Annotated in this window: 14 protein-coding genes; 9 read left to right on the plus strand and 5 right to left on the minus strand. The window is 44.6% G+C overall.

Annotated elements, in window-relative coordinates; genetic code table 11:
• Window positions 1-626 precede the first annotated feature (626 nt).
• The gene (locus tag EAL2_RS10965; protein WP_025436432.1) at window positions 627-1,640 is read left to right on the plus strand and encodes a hypothetical protein; all 1,014 of its coding nucleotides are present in this window, start codon (window positions 627-629) and stop codon (window positions 1,638-1,640) included.
• A 545-nt stretch (window positions 1,641-2,185) separates the two neighbouring features.
• Here the strand turns inward: EAL2_RS10965 and EAL2_RS10970 are convergent.
• The 4 genes from EAL2_RS10970 to EAL2_RS10985 all read right to left on the minus strand — a co-directional run bounded on the left by EAL2_RS10970 (window position 2,186) and on the right by EAL2_RS10985 (window position 6,705).
• Window positions 2,186-3,856, minus strand: coding sequence for a diguanylate cyclase domain-containing protein (locus tag EAL2_RS10970; protein WP_025436433.1), 1,671 nt, complete (start codon window positions 3,854-3,856; stop codon window positions 2,186-2,188).
• Window positions 3,857-4,155: 299 nt separating this feature from the next.
• Window positions 4,156-4,494 carry a rhodanese-like domain-containing protein gene (locus EAL2_RS10975; protein ID WP_025436434.1) on the minus strand — a complete coding sequence of 113 codons (339 nt, stop codon included), beginning with the start codon at window positions 4,492-4,494 and terminating at the stop codon, window positions 4,156-4,158.
• 13 nt (window positions 4,495-4,507) lie between these two features.
• Entirely contained in the window at window positions 4,508-5,002 is a 495-nt protein-coding gene (locus EAL2_RS10980; protein WP_025436435.1) for a universal stress protein, read from the minus strand.
• A gap of 170 nt (window positions 5,003-5,172) precedes the next feature.
• Window positions 5,173-6,705 carry a hypothetical protein gene (locus EAL2_RS10985; RefSeq protein ID WP_025436436.1) on the minus strand — a complete coding sequence of 511 codons (1,533 nt, stop codon included), beginning with the start codon at window positions 6,703-6,705 and terminating at the stop codon, window positions 5,173-5,175.
• A gap of 183 nt (window positions 6,706-6,888) precedes the next feature.
• On the opposite strand from EAL2_RS10985, the gene EAL2_RS10990 reads away from it, so the two are divergent.
• Window positions 6,889-7,890 (plus strand): AAA family ATPase, encoded by a 1,002-nt coding sequence (locus tag EAL2_RS10990; RefSeq protein ID WP_158408929.1) that lies wholly within the window; start codon window positions 6,889-6,891, stop codon window positions 7,888-7,890.
• On the plus strand, window positions 7,880-8,767 hold the full coding sequence (locus EAL2_RS10995; RefSeq protein WP_025436438.1) for a ParB/RepB/Spo0J family partition protein: 888 nt from the start codon (window positions 7,880-7,882) through the stop codon (window positions 8,765-8,767). The genes EAL2_RS10990 and EAL2_RS10995 overlap by 11 nt, the downstream gene beginning before the upstream one ends.
• Window positions 8,768-8,836: 69 nt before the next feature.
• Here EAL2_RS10995 and EAL2_RS11000 read toward each other — a convergent pair whose 3' ends face one another.
• A complete protein-coding gene (locus EAL2_RS11000) occupies window positions 8,837-9,730 on the minus strand; it encodes a tRNA 2-thiocytidine biosynthesis TtcA family protein (RefSeq protein ID WP_242842549.1) in 894 nt (297 codons plus the stop codon).
• Window positions 9,731-9,874: 144 nt separating this feature from the next.
• Here EAL2_RS11000 and EAL2_RS11005 point away from each other — a divergent pair, with 144 nt between their 5' ends.
• The 6 genes from EAL2_RS11005 to EAL2_RS11030 all read left to right on the plus strand — a co-directional run bounded on the left by EAL2_RS11005 (window position 9,875) and on the right by EAL2_RS11030 (window position 14,398).
• Complete coding sequence (locus EAL2_RS11005) at window positions 9,875-11,122, plus strand: DNA polymerase Y family protein (RefSeq protein WP_025436440.1); 1,248 nt, start codon at window positions 9,875-9,877, stop codon at window positions 11,120-11,122.
• The gene (locus tag EAL2_RS11010; RefSeq protein ID WP_025436441.1) at window positions 11,119-11,367 is read left to right on the plus strand and encodes a hypothetical protein; all 249 of its coding nucleotides are present in this window, start codon (window positions 11,119-11,121) and stop codon (window positions 11,365-11,367) included. The genes EAL2_RS11005 and EAL2_RS11010 overlap by 4 nt, the downstream gene beginning before the upstream one ends.
• A 183-nt stretch (window positions 11,368-11,550) precedes the next feature.
• The gene (locus EAL2_RS11015; protein ID WP_025436442.1) at window positions 11,551-12,207 is read left to right on the plus strand and encodes a M48 family metallopeptidase; all 657 of its coding nucleotides are present in this window, start codon (window positions 11,551-11,553) and stop codon (window positions 12,205-12,207) included.
• A gap of 68 nt (window positions 12,208-12,275) precedes the next feature.
• Window positions 12,276-12,599 carry a muconolactone Delta-isomerase family protein gene (locus EAL2_RS11020; RefSeq protein ID WP_025436443.1) on the plus strand — a complete coding sequence of 108 codons (324 nt, stop codon included), beginning with the start codon at window positions 12,276-12,278 and terminating at the stop codon, window positions 12,597-12,599.
• Window positions 12,600-12,781: 182 nt separating this feature from the next.
• Window positions 12,782-13,363, plus strand: a complete 582-nt coding sequence (locus EAL2_RS11025) for a glycerol-3-phosphate responsive antiterminator (RefSeq protein ID WP_025436444.1) — start codon at window positions 12,782-12,784, stop codon at window positions 13,361-13,363.
• A 237-nt stretch (window positions 13,364-13,600) separates the two neighbouring features.
• A complete protein-coding gene (locus EAL2_RS11030; protein WP_025436445.1) occupies window positions 13,601-14,398 on the plus strand; it encodes a Cof-type HAD-IIB family hydrolase in 798 nt (265 codons plus the stop codon).
• Window positions 14,399-14,501: the final 103 nt, after the last annotated feature.

Consider the following 14,501-nt stretch of genomic DNA (forward strand, 5'->3'; position numbering starts at 1 on the left):
TTTAATCAAAAAAATTTGATCGCGACCCGAAAATGCCGGTCACGACCCAAAAATGCCGATTACGACCCAAAAATTCCGGTCGCGACCCGAAAATGCCGATTACGACCCAAAAGTTCCGATGACGAACCAAAAATTCCGGTCACGACCCAAAAATGCCGTTTTTTTTAGGCCGAGTTTGGTCACGACCCAAAAATGCCGTTTTTTTTTGCTCTCAAATCTGCTTTTATATTTTCATACACACTGTGGATATCTTGAAATATGGGCATCCGTATTTTTTTAGTTTGGTCGCGACCCCAAAATGCCGTTTTCGGCTAAAAACGACGTTTTTTTGAGCCGAGTTTGGTTACGACCCAAAAATGCCGGATTCAAACAGCTTTCAATTCATGATCTTAGCTCCAGGAGCTGTTGAAAAAGCAGACTTTTCGGCTAAACACAATTTGCAACTGTTTTTTTTGATCACGACCCTAAAATTCCGGTCGCGACCCAAAAATTCCGATTACGAACCTAAAATTCCTTTTACAATATATGTAATCAATTTTTATTTTTTGTTGATATTTTCTATAATGTAAAAGTAGCATCAGTATTGTGGATAAGTGTATATATTTTGAATGAAAGGAGGAAGGGATATGGCCAACAAAGTTTCTATATCACACGCGCTCTCAGTGCTTCACAGCAAAAAACACCATAAGCTAATAGACGTATTCAACACCGTTTGCAGAATGTCAACCCAGATAAGGCGCGACTGGTACGTAGAGGCTCTCACGGGCGACATCGACGCATCCAAGGAATACATATTCATAGTAAGGACAGCCAACCCTTCAATATGCTGCCTTTCAAAAATGATACTGGAGGAAGCCGGATACATGCACAGGAGCACCGTGAGCCAGTGCTTAAACGAGCTTGCCGACATGGGGATAGTAAGCTACAACCCTTCATATCTGGGCTGGGAGATAATCGGAATGGAGGATGCTTTCAACAAAGCCGACTCTGAGACATCTCCAGGCGGATACATGGAGCTTAGAAAGCTCTTCTTCTCAAGGGAATTCTACGAGATGAACGTAACCCTCAAGAAGATAGTATACTACTGCAGCATACTCATGAGCACGAAGGGCTTTAAATCCAAAAACAGCTTCATTATAAACCTCAAGAAGGAAAATCCCGAATGGACTTCCTTCCTAAACACCGACAACATATACTACATAAAATCTCTAATAACAAGGCTTATTGACGATAGCAACCTGCTTAGAAAACTAGAGCAAAAGCAATATGCCCACAGGAGCATAAAAAATAAAAATAGGTTCCTGTTTATACTAAAGCCTCTCGAAAAGCTCAAGCTTTTCATAAAGGACAGTCCTCTAAGTGCTCAAGATAAGCTGAACAGCCTTATTTCAAAGCACAAGGAGCTGTATTCATACATAGCCGGACTTCGCGACAAGCTCGAGCAGCCTGCAAGGTCGAGAGCAACCGACAGCGTGATCTGCGCTCTTGTGGAAGCTCTCCGATACCTGAACCGCTCGACGGTTGAACTTGTAGTTGACAGCGTATTTACAAGAATTCATAACGGCTATGTAAGCCATCCTTCGGCTTACATAGCCAAGATACTCCAAAAGCATGCCGCATACAAAAAACTGCTACTCTAGGTATGCCTTTTTGGCGTGTCTTTTTTTTTGACCCTTTAAACCTATTCGCCCCATCGGGGCTTTTTTTATGCGCTGCTGTTCACAAGAATGTTTATATTGTGTGGATAACCTGTTGGTAATCTCCCTTTTTATCCACACCGCTGGTTTTCATTTATTTTTTGATGTCCTATAATTTTTAAAAATATCATGTTTTTATTTTTAGTTTTCAAAATATATTGAAATTGCTCCGTAATTTTTAAAATCAAACTGCTTTGTCCGCCGCTTTTTTTCGTACACCCATAGAGCTGTTGCACCTGATGAGCTGCCGGCTCCCATATAAATGTTTGTTTTTATATTAATATTTGTTCTTAATTAATATTAGGGTTGTATTAATACTGCAGCATGTTTCACATGGAACAAAAAAATTCCTTTGAACCATGCAACCCCTATAGGCGCATAACCAAAAAACAAGGTCAATTTGAATTGCTTATCAAAAAAATAAAAAACCGAGCTTACTTATGAAAGGCTCGGTTAACAAAAACGCTCGCATGTAATTGTTCTAAGTATCAGCTTGAAAAGTCGGTAGTCCTTTGCTGCAAGCCAATTGAAACATCGTCAACTTCCGTAAATTTGTCTAAGTACATATTGCTGTCAGCACACTTTAAAAGAGATATTTTATCGGTGCCGTCATAAGGATAGACGGCAGCTCCCACACTGAGTCCTATCTGTATTCTGTGGCCTTCTATCTTCAATGGGAGCTCGAAGGATTCACGGATTCTTTTAATTACAGGCAAAATATCGTCCTTTTCGTAAAGCCTGTCAATTATGGCAATGAATTCATCGCCTCCGTGCCTTGCTATAAAGTCCCCGCTTCTGAGGCTCATGCTCATCCGTTTTGAAGCCTGGACAAGGACCTTGTCTCCCACGCTGTGGCCGTAGGTGTCGTTTATTTCCTTGAAACGGTCAATATCTATAAAAAGGAGTGCGAATCGCTCCTTTGAAACCTCAGCACGACTCAGATAGGAATCCAGGCTGCGTAGGAAGTTTCTCCTGTTGGGAAGGCACGTTAGCGGATCGCAGTTTGCAAGAATGTCCAGCTTGGCGTTTTTAGCCTTAAGCTCGTAGGTGCGCTCGGCTATCATGAGCTCCAGATTCTCATTCAGATGGTGTATCTCCCTTATCTTTTCACAGAGCTGCTCGTTGAGCTGATTTGTCTCCTCCATTCTGACTTTCAGCGAGTTGTTAAGCTCCTTTTGGTGGACCAGAAGCTTGGCGTTTTGTGCCGATATCTTTATATGGCGGGTCATTAAGTGGTGAAGGAGGACAAGGCCTGAAAAAAATGCTATTGTCTTGAAGTCACGGTAGTTTGTTATGAATATCACGCCCAGGGGAATCAGCATTATCCATGTGTGATCCTTTACAGCTGCCATTTCAGCATCGGCTATGTGAACATGGTGGACGCCGCCCTTTTCCATATGCTGCATGTAGTAGCCGGAGGCTCCTATTAGAAGCACCGAAATATACCAGAACAGATCCACAATATTGCTGGACATGTAGCTGTCTCGCAGGACCTGATGGTAGTAGACGGCATCTGCTACACAGAATATGGCTATGCCGCTTAGCAGGAGAAAGTAGACTCTTCTGGGAAATATGCTGTCTGAGCGTGACACAGTCAGAATCAAAAACCCTGATAGAGCTATAAAATCAAGCATAACAGATATTACTGTCCTCCACTCTGATGCTGACATTATTTTTAGAGACGGGAGGATGCCCTTGAAAAAAAGCAGCCATGATATATATGTAAATATGCATAATACAGTAATAGAGTCCATGAGCAACTGGAGCGAATCCCATTTCCCCTTTTCCTTGAATGCCAGGATTATAGTGCTCAGCATAAGGAAGAGACTGTTGAGGGAATAAAAAATATAGCTCGTGCTCCATTCAGGTATTTCCTGGCGCATCAGAACCTCGTGGTATACCCAGACTGCGTCTCCCAGAAAGAAGAAAAGCACACTGAGCATCATCATGAGCCAGTAGGCCTTGTTGTGCTTTACATGTCTGCAGGCATATACGAGGAGGGCTAGCGCTCCGGCATCTCCTGCCAGTGAAAAAAAGTCGCCGACTACCATGCCTGCCTCCCCTGAAGAGAAAAGAAGCCATGCAAGGTATGAGGTGACATACATTGCAATCATCAGCGGCAGAGCGGAATAAAGGTTAAATTCAGAAGCCTTGTTCATACTATCAACCCCCCAATTTCCGAAATCAGACCTGCAAAAGGTCGCATGAGTATAGGTCTAAAAGACCATATTAACAAAATTATACACCTTGGACATAAATATTCAAGTACTGTGTGTAAAAAAATACATTATAATATTCAGAATATTCAGACATATAATACAAAATAAGCTGCATTTCCTACGGGAATGCAGCAGAATCAAAGGCTTATGAAGTTATAATATTTTAAGTCGGGGACTAAAAATATTTAAACAGCACCGTATAAAAAATGAATAACCTTCAAACTGAAGGCAGACTAGCCTCATTTTTGCTCGTGTATTCTTATGTGCCTGACAAGCTTAAACCAGCCCTCCTCCATTCCGCCTTTAAGGTAGAAGGAGTTGTAGCCCTTGTAGCCTATATCGCCTGATAGCGTTGATGCAGGCTCGTCTAGATCCGACACGACAATAACCGGAATCTCCGTGGATTCGGATGCGCCCTCCAGATAATCCAAAGCTCCATCGGCGTCAATGTGCACGGCGCCGCTCAAGTGGTACTCGTCGTAGGCTTGCTTTCTCCTTATGTCCAGAATTATGATTTTATCTCGCGCTGCAAGCAGCGAGAAAAGGTCGCTCGCAGTGATGTAGCCTTTTGTTTCCATGTCGTGATGCACCTCACTTTTTGCGTAGTGAATCGAGATCAATAACCTTGCAGAACTCGTGCTTTACAACAAGCACAGGCTTTGTGGCATAGTGGAGAACCTTGTTGGTTGTGCTGCCCATAAGGAAGCGTTTGTTTACAGATATGCCATGGGAGCACATAATAATAAGATCGAAATGCTCGTTTTCGGCTATCTCTATTATAATTTCAGCTGGGTTTCCATGCTCAACGCGTGTTTGGGCCTTTATGCCCTTTTGGGAAAGCAGGTTTCTCATCTGGCTTACTATGCCTATGCTTCTTTTGTTTCTCTCATTCTGGTCCAGAACTGTATTGCTAAGGCCGTACTTATCAAGCGTTGTGGCACTGTGAATTGGCTGAGGGTATTTGTGCTGGACGTTGAGCACTGTTATTTCAGCATTGAACTTGAGCACTATGTCTTCCACAACCTTTAAAAAATTTATCCTGCACTCTGAGCCATCCACAGGCAGAAGGATCTTTCTGATGTCCACACAAACGCCTCCCTTCAAAATCATTCATAATATAATATTATACCCATTATACAAGTAATATGTGCACCATATTTTATGGTATGCTCCGACATAAAAAATGCAGGGCTTTCCGGAGGCGTATTGCCAAATCCAGAGACCCTGCATTAATTTGAAGTGTGCATATATGCTGTTTATTTTATGTCTATTTCTTTTCTCAGCGGGAACTGATTGAAGTACATTTTGTATATATTGCCGTTGTCCTTGACCTCGTAGCCCTTGAGTATGCTGTCCTTCTTCTCGAGTATATCCTCCAGCGAGTTTTCTATCTTCTTCTTTCTTATATTGGGCTTGCCCTCGAGGAACGTCCTTGTGGAAAGCTCACGCAATGTGTAATCCTTTTCTATGGCGCTGACTGTCTGCTTCTTCTTCTGGTTGTTCGACATTATCTCGACAAGGTCGATTACAAGCGTCTTGTAGAGTATCGGCGAAAGCTCGAACTTAAGCGAGGATATCTCCTCGGAATACAGCTCGGTATAGTTCTTCTCGAGTATCTGCTCCCTCAGCCTGCTGTCTATCTCAACTATCCACTCCTGCTCGCCGGAGGAGTTGAACGTAGGTTTCTCTATGGCGTTTATGATGTAGAAATTTCTGGTTATGTTGTTTGCAAGCTGCACTGTGTACATGTTCATTGAAAGGTAGAAAAGCGCCTTTTTTATCTTGTTGTAGAGCTTGCCCGAGTTGCTCGAGTTCCACAGGCCAAGCAGCTGGTTGAAAGAGAAGGCTATCTTGTTTGATGATTTTAGCTGTTCCCTGCCGATCTGAAGCACACCTATGAGCGTTGCAAGCTCGAACCTTCCAAGCGATATGGGATCCTTTGACGAGTCGAAGTTGGCATTGAGGAACTCGTTTTCGGACTGATTCGGCACGGTTATTGAGAGGCTGTTTTTGAGGTTCTTGTCGAATACGAGCATGGTCTTGCCATCCTCGAGCTCGACGATGTTCTCATGCTTGAACACCTCTATAGGGCTTACCCTGAAGAGCCCGTCGAGCAGCAGCCAGTTCGGAATCTGTCCGGCCTCGTTCTCCTTTATGCTAAGCGTCGAATCATCTTCCGGAATCGACTTGTTCAGCTTTATGTCAAGGCCGTTTTTGACCATCTCCTTGAGCAGTATGTACGTCAGCTCTGTCTGGAAAATCAGATTTTTCTGCGACTTTACAAGCTCGTCCACATAGAAGAACGACGAGAGGTAAAGGCTTTTGCCCTTGAGCCAGTCGCTCACGTGCTGCATCCTCATCTCGTTGAACTCCGTGAGCGAGAGCTCCGGCTTTTTGGAGAGGTACTCCTTTATTATGTATTTTTTGGCGTTGCTCTTCTTGAAATAGTCCTCGACAGATGCCGCCCATTTTTTCTTGTATGTCTTTATCTTCTTGTCGAGCAGGTTGAGTTCCTTTGTCTTCTTGTAAGTGGGCTTTTCCACCTCTGGAAGAATGTCCTCCATAAGGTATATGCAAGAATGCACAAGCCTGAGCACGTCCTCCCTGCGGGAGCTGCTTTCATCGACTGAATCGAAACCCTTGAGGGAAAGCTTGGCGGAAATCTCGTCGTATACCTTATTGCTTTTTTTGTGGGGGAAGTTCTCGCTCACAAAATATGTAATGGGCTCATACTCCTCCTTGCGCAGCATCTCTATTAGGTTAAGAAAAACTATCTCGTTGCTGTTCATATGGCACTCTCCTTTTGAAAGAGATTGGAAATGTCATGGTTATAACTTTTTCAATACAAATATAATATAGCACAATATCATGCCTATCAACAACATCAATCTGCTTTTTCGGTTATAACTTTTTTGGCTGAAAAGGTTATAACTATAGCGGAAAAGGTTATGACTATGGTATACTGTAATCAAATGAAAAAACAGGGAGGCGATTTTGCGGTGAAGGGAAAGGTTTTGTTTGAGAACATAAGGAACAGAAGGCTTGAAGTTGAATTCACGCAGCAGGACCTTGCAAACACGAGCGGCCTTAGTCTCAGCCTTATAAAGGCGATAGAGACGGGAAGAAGCGAATCAGGAAGGGAAAACATCGAAAAGATAAGCGCAGCACTCGGAGTTGCCATAGATGACATATACATAGGTGATTACAGGGAGACAAAGGTAGTATCGATTGCCAATAACAAGGGCGGTTCGGGCAAGACGTCAGTAGTTGCGGGCCTTGGCTACGCGCTGGCGGAAAAGGGCTACAAGATACTCTTTGTAGACGGCGACGCGCAGTTCAACCTCTCCTACTCGCTGGGGATGAACCTTTCGCCTGAGAACAGCCTCAACCACGCAATAATAAATGAAAACAGCCTCATGGGATATATACAAAGAACGGCGTACGACAATATGGATATAATAGTCTCCGACTTCGACATGGCCCTCATAGAGATGAAGCTTTTCACGAAGGTCATGAGGGAGAGCGTGATGAGGAAGATACTCGAGCCGGTCGTGGAGGCGGGCATATACGACTTCATACTTATCGACACGAATCCTACGCTGGGAATACTCAATTTCAACATACTAAACGCCTCCGACTACGTGATAATACCCGTGGAGCTCTCGAGCTTCGGCATAATAGGCCTCAATACCATAAAAAACTACATCAACGAGATAAGGACCTTCAACAGAAACCTCGAGCTGGCAGGAGTGCTCATGAACAAGGTTGACAAGAGGGAGAGCATAACAGACGACGCGCAGGACGTGCTCGAGCAGACCTTCGGAGAGATAGTCTTCAAGAGCTATATCTCGGTAGATACCAACATAAAAAAGGCCCAATGGGACAGGCAGCCGCTTGACCTTTTCAACAGAAACTCCAGAGCCACAAAGCAGTTCAAGAGCTTTGCAGAGGAGGTAATTAGAATTGTCAAGTAAAAAGGTGATAAACAAGAGCATGGTCAACGACTTCATATCGATTTCAAATGCGTCGGCATCCGTGCTGGGCAACGAGAGCATAAGGATAAGGCAGATAGAAGGCGACCTCAACATACACGAGCTGGACGTCAGACTGCTCAAAGCGGCCCCTGCCGAGTGGAACTTCTACAAGCCACTGGGCGACAACAAGATGGAGCAGCTCATAATATCAATAATGGAAAACGGCCTGCTGAATCCCGTAATAGTCTGGGAAGGCATAGGAGAGGGACAGTCCTACACGGTGCTTTCTGGCCACAACCGAATAGAGGCGTACAGGAGGATATACGAGCAGACTGCTGACTCGAATTACCTCAAGATACCCGCATTCATAAAGGGCAGGGATGACATAACTCCAGAGCAGGCCCAGGAGATAATAATAGACACCAACTGGGTGCAAAGGGAATTATCGCCCATGGAGAAGGCCAAGTCGATACTCAAGAAATACGCGATAATAGACAATGAAGCCTCCGAGAGAAGAAGGAGGAAAAGGGACATAGTCTGCCAGGACTACGGCCTCAAGGGCAGGCAGGTTGAGAACTACTACAAGCTCAACGGCCTTATAAGGGACTTCAAGGACATGATAGACGAGAACCTGCTCACTATTAAATCGGGAATTAAACTGGCCATGTTCGACGAGGAAACACAATCCTGGATGCTGGAGAAATACATAGACAGGCTTGACTACAAGAGGACGGCGCTGCTAAAGTCGGGCATGGACAGAGAGCAGATAAAGACGGTTCTGGAAGGCGAAGAAGCCGAGTACGTGATGATGAAGGTTCCAAAGGAGCTAAAAGGCCAGATTGCAGAGATAATCAAAAACCACGGCGGAGTCAATTAGATCAGATAAATAAAAAAAGATTTGGGCACTGAGTGCCCAAATCTTTTTTGCGGTTAGATAGTATTTTTTCTAATAGAAATCCAGGTAGGAATGCTTCTCGCCGTCCTTTTCCCAGCCGAGTATGGCGTCCATATTGACGTTGCAGGCCGCCCTGAATATCGACTTGTCGACCTCGCTGTAGTTCTCCTTGAGAGTCTTTACAAGCTGCTTGATCTCATGCCTCTTGCTTGAAGTCTTCTTCGCGGCCACCATGCAGGCGCAATTGAGCGGCCATATTCCGCTGCCCTGTATGAAGCGCTCTATGTCCTTTTCGCGGACATAGTAGAGGGGGCGTATGAGCTCCATCTCGTCGAAGTTGGTGGATTTAAGCTTTGGCAGCATAGTCTTGAAGCTGCCGGCGTAGAGCATGTTAATCAGCGTCGTCTCTATAACGTCGTTGTAGTGGTGGCCTAGCGCAAGCTTGTTGCAGCCCAGCTCCTTGGCCTTAGAATAGAGGGCTCCGCGGCGCATCTTAGCGCACATGTAGCAAGGATAGTCCTTGGCTATGTCGTCTATTATGTCGAATATCCCCGAGTCGAAAATGTGAAGCGGTATGCCCAGATACTCGCAGTTGTCTATGAGCAGCTCCCTTATGTTCTTGTGGTAGCCGGGATCCATGGCTACGAATTCGACCTCGAACTTTATCTGGCCGTGGCGCTTTAGCTCCTGGAAGAGCTTGGCCATGAGCAGGCTGTCCTTTCCGCCTGATATCGCAACAGCGACCTTGTCGCCGTCCTTTATAAGCTCATATTCCTTTATGGCCTTTATGAAGTTGGACCATATGTTCTTGCGGTGCTTCTTGATTATGCTGCGCTCTATCTCCCGAAGAGGAAGACGCTCGTTGAAGGGGACTAGCACCTCGCAGCCGCTTCCCGCAACGCCTTCGCTTTTCTCATCGATTGCAGGATCTATGTTGTTTTCCAAAATGTCCAAAAATATCGCCTCTTTCCAATTTGTCTGTCGATGCCAAAGTATATTATATCATCTTTTGGCGTTAATTGCCTCATTGACATGCAGGCAAGGGGAGAGTAAAATAAAATAACAGAACGCTTGTTCGGAGGGATTTGCATGAGAACCATACTTCACATAGACGTAAACTCGGCGTTTCTGAGCTGGGAGGCGGCATACAGGCTGCTAAACGGCGAGGAGACCGACCTCAGGGACATACCCAGCGTAGTGGCGGGAGACCCCAAAAAGCGCACGGGTGTGGTACTTGCAAAGTCGGTGCCGGCAAAAAAATACGGGATAGAAACGGGCGAGCCCCTAATGAGCGCTATGCGCAAGTGCCCGAGGCTGGTGGCAGTGCCACCCACATTCGGCCTCTACAGCCGCTGCTCAAGCGCCATGATGGAGCTGCTCTCCTCGTACACGGGCAGGGTCCAGCCCTACAGCATAGACGAGGCCTTCATGGACGCAACAGAGGTCATAAAAAATCTCCATATGGAGCCTGTAGAATTTGCCAACCGGCTCAGGGAGAGGATAAGCCAAGAGCTCGGCTTCACCGTCAACATAGGAGTATCCTGCAACAAGCTGCTGGCCAAGGCGGCGTCGGAGCTGGAGAAGCCAAACAGGACGCACACCATGTACCCGCAGGAGATAAGCTCCAAGTACTGGCCTCTTCCTGTTAGGGAGATGTTCGGAGTGGGCAGGAGGACTGAGGTGAAGCTCAAGCGGATAGGAGTTCAGACAATAGGCGAGCTCGCCGCCATGGACCTTGTCTATCTTAGGGCAACATTCAAAAGCTACGGCGAAGTTCTCTATAATCACGCCAACGGCATAGACGATAGCCCTGTGGAGACCAGCGACGAGATAAAGAGCATAGGCAACTCCACGACAACTCCAAGCGACGTCGAGGATGCCAACACGGCGCACGAGTACCTGCTGGCCCTTGCGGAGATAGTAGGCGAGCGCCTGCGGCGAAAGGGCTTTAGGGCTTACTGCGTTGGAATATCGATAAGGTACAGCGACTTTTCCCAGTCCCAGAAACAGTCGGTGCTCTGTGCGCCTATAGAGGCAGACATTGAAATATACGAGCACGCCAAGAGGCTCTTTGATGAGCTCTGGAAAAGGGAGCCCGTAAGACTGCTTGGGGTAAGAATGACTCACCTTGAGGACGGGAGCGAAAGGCAGCTTACCATGTGGGACGAGCAGCCGGCAGGCAATGTCAGACTGGATGCTGTCATAGACCAACTCAGGGCTACCTACGGGGATGACATAATAAAAAGAGGATCGCTTGCCGATACAAGCCAGGGCAAGATAGACTCCTTCAAGAAAAGATACAACATCAACCTTAGCATGCCCGGAGGCGTGAGGTGAATCCCCTCGATACGGACGTGGTCGTTGTGTTCAGGTGCGGCAGCGACCCGGTCCCGCTCAAGGTGAAGATAGAGGAAGGCGTATTCAGGATAGACAGGATAAAAGCTGTGGAGCGAAAAAAGCTCGCAGGCGAGGACGAGATATACTACTCCTGTACAAGCCACATCTGCGAGCGGAGCTTCGACTTCGAGATAAAGTACACGATAAGGACATGCGAGTGGAAGATTACGAAGCTGATTTTGTAGAGACAAATGAATTTGGGCACCCGGTGCCCAAACCGGAAGCGTCGCGAAAGGGTGCTGCTATTTGAGGTTTTTAATAGGTTAATTATGAGATATAATGAATACATAGGCCAGCAGCGTGGCGGCATATTACGGCAGCCACGGTAAAAATGCGGCCCACAATATATATAAAGAAGAGTTGATAATATGAAGATAAAAATAGACGATGCAGAAATAATGCTGGACGTCGAATACGGCAAGCGGAAAAAGATATCCGTTCATCTTGACGATCTGGCCCGCATAAAAGTAAAAGCCCCAAAAGGAACAAGCGAAGAGGTAATAGCAAACCTCATAAGGCATAACTTCAAGCTTATTTCAGACAAGAGGGAGCAGCTGCTGGAAGCCTTAAAGCCAAGGGAGGCAAGAAAGCACAGTGGTGAGGGAAGCTTTCTCCTGCTCGGCAAGGAGGATCATATCGGAGCGATAATCCAAACCGAAGGGCTCGGCGAGGAAGAGCAAAAGGCCAGCCTCAAGAAGTTCTATATAAAAGAGAGCAAGAGGATAATAGATGAGAGGGTCAAGCTGTACAAAAAGCAGCTAAGCGTAAACCCCAAAAGCGTAGAAATTATGGACTCAAGGACAAAATGGGGAAGCTGCGATTCGACCAGGAAGCTCAAGTTCAACTACGCCCTTGCCATGGTCCCCCTGGAGCTCATCGACTATGTGGTGGTGCACGAGCTTTGCCATATTATCCACATGAACCATGACAGGTCTTTCTGGAGGCTCGTAGGGAGCATAGTGCCCGACTACAAGAGAAAGATAGAGCAGCTAAACAGATACACACAGCATACGATGGAGGAATAAGGGTATAAGGATAATGTAGCAAATCGATTTGGGCACCCGGTGCCCAAAGTTTTTCCGGGAGGTGCAAAATGCTGTTTCTAGTAAAAACGAAGGTGAAGGAAAAGTACATGCCAAAGCTCCAGGAGCTGTACGGGACTATAATGGAGCAGATGGACATGATAGTGGCGCTGCAGCAGCAGGGCAAGATAGTCTTTAGCGGCAAAGTGGCTGAGCAGATAGCATCCGTGCTCATAATGGACATGGAGTCCAGGCAGGAACTCGACGAATCTATACAGGCCATGCCGGGAGCGGATATCTTCGAAATAGAGATAACCCCACTTGAGGATTTCCAAGCCCATTTGAAGGCAGCCAAAGAGGCGCTTGAGGCAATGAAGGGCATAATGAACGAGTAACGATATGATTGCTTTGAAAAAATAAAAACGGCCGATGCGGAATATGCATTGGCCGTTTTTTCTTTGAATTACATAACATATAAAGCAACTATTAACCTATTATTAACCTGGTCATAATATGGAATTAACATGCAGGGCTTATAATCAAAATGTAAGAATTAAGTTCAAAAGGGGCAAATGATTTGAATTTTAATATGATAGAAAGTCTAAAGAAAAATCCCCTAATAGCCGCAGCTCAGCATGAAAATTTGCAATTGGCCGTGGATTCCGGGGTTTCGTCAATAATATTGATGAATGGAAACTTGAACGAATTAATGGGACAGGAGTTCCAAAACTGCAACAGGAAAAAGGCCATATTGCTGCATACAGATTTAATAAAGGGCCTATCCAATGATAAAGAAGCTATTAATTTCATTAAAAGCCATATAAACCCAGCAGGAATAGTTTCAACTAAAAGCACTATGCTGAGAGCCGCAAAAAAGAAAGGCTTAGCCGCTATTCAAAGAATATTTCTCATAGATTCAAACTCTTTAAAGAAGTCTATAGAAAGCATACGCGAAAACGACCCGGACGTAGTAGAGGTAATGCCGGCTTTTGTATATCCGGTAATAGACATCATAAAAAAGGAAATAGACAAGCCTGTAGTTCTAGGAGGGCTTATAAGCAAAAAGGAACACATAATCGACGTGTTAAGGGGTGGAGCCGACGGAGTATCCTGCAGCAACAGTGAGCTGTGGAATATAGATATAAAAGGCATAAAATAAGAAAGTCTAATAAAGTATGTTTGCTTCATGTTTTTAAATTCAAGAAGACTAATTCAAGATTAATTTAATAGGATGGATGATTATTGGTGGAGACTAGAGAAAACCGTTAATCCTCTTCTAGGATAAACATGCTTTGTAAAAGAACTTGCTACAGGCATAGTTAAAAGAAGGAGGGTGATCTGCGTTTTTTTTAGTCTCTAATTTTTGTTGTTTAATTTTCACGGAAGGAGTTTTTATATGGGCATCAAAATGATTGTATCTGATTTGGATGGAACGATAGTTAACAGCCATGAAGATCAGTACGAGGTTTCACCAAAACTAATAGAAGAAATCAATGAATTTCAGAAAAACGGCAGGATTTTCACCATAGCCACTGGAAGACCAAATGAAACAACCATAGGTGTAATAAAAAAGCTGGGGATAAAATCTCCGTATATAGTGCACAATGGGGCAGAAATAATAGACAGACATGGAAAGCAAATATATGCTCATACATTTTCATTAAAAAGTTGGGTTGAATTTTTGGAAGGGCTCCAGAAAATAGGCGCTTCGGTTGTATTTTCACATGATGGACAGGTGTTTTGTTTAAAACACACAGAATCAATTAGAGCATATGAAAAAAAGGAATTGATAGAGTGCCAAGTTGCAGATAAGGCATTATTGGATTCGAAGCTTGAAGTAAATAAAATCCTGATAATAGGCGACATAGAAAAATACAAGGAGCGATGGAATCAATTAGATGGAGATTTGAAGAACCAGTTCAGGTATGTGGTATCAGAGGATAATTATATGGAAATAGTAGCAAAGCACGTATCTAAGGGAAACGCCCTTAAAAGGTTAAAGGAATACCTGGGCCTAAGAGACGAGGAGGTTGTAACAATAGGAAATCATCTGAATGACAAGGAACTTTTAGAAGAGGCCCATGTAGGCTGTGCTGTTGCAAACGCTGTGGATGATTTAAAAACCATATCTGAATTTGTAACAGAAGGCAAGTACGAAGAAGGCGTCATTGAAGTAATCAAAAAATTCAAATAAAAAATAAAAACAAATAGAACTATCAGACCAGCTAATAAAAGTCAATAAATCTGATTGATTTTCTTTAGAAATTTTCAATCTTAAAAAAGAGTATGAGAAACCA

The sequence above is a fragment of the Peptoclostridium acidaminophilum DSM 3953 genome, assembly GCF_000597865.1.
Lineage (GTDB): Bacteria > Bacillota > Clostridia > Peptostreptococcales > Peptostreptococcaceae > Peptoclostridium_A > Peptoclostridium_A acidaminophilum.

Bases quoted from the DNA above. Each gene is read 5' to 3' on its own strand.
- EAL2_RS10990 (WP_158408929.1), top strand. From the start codon at position 6,889: ATGAAAAAACAGGGAGGCGATTTTGCGGTGAAGGGAAAGGTTTTGTTT.
- EAL2_RS10985 (WP_025436436.1), bottom strand. From the start codon at position 6,705: ATGAACAGCAACGAGATAGTTTTTCTTAACCTAATAGAGATGCTGCGC.
- EAL2_RS11015 (WP_025436442.1), top strand. From the start codon at position 11,551: ATGAAGATAAAAATAGACGATGCAGAAATAATGCTGGACGTCGAATAC.
- EAL2_RS11020 (WP_025436443.1), top strand. From the start codon at position 12,276: ATGCTGTTTCTAGTAAAAACGAAGGTGAAGGAAAAGTACATGCCAAAG.
- EAL2_RS11005 (WP_025436440.1), top strand. From the start codon at position 9,875: ATGAGAACCATACTTCACATAGACGTAAACTCGGCGTTTCTGAGCTGG.
- EAL2_RS10970 (WP_025436433.1), bottom strand. From the start codon at position 3,856: ATGAACAAGGCTTCTGAATTTAACCTTTATTCCGCTCTGCCGCTGATG.
- EAL2_RS11030 (WP_025436445.1), top strand. From the start codon at position 13,601: ATGGGCATCAAAATGATTGTATCTGATTTGGATGGAACGATAGTTAAC.
- EAL2_RS10975 (WP_025436434.1), bottom strand. From the start codon at position 4,494: ATGGAAACAAAAGGCTACATCACTGCGAGCGACCTTTTCTCGCTGCTT.
- EAL2_RS10965 (WP_025436432.1), top strand. From the start codon at position 627: ATGGCCAACAAAGTTTCTATATCACACGCGCTCTCAGTGCTTCACAGC.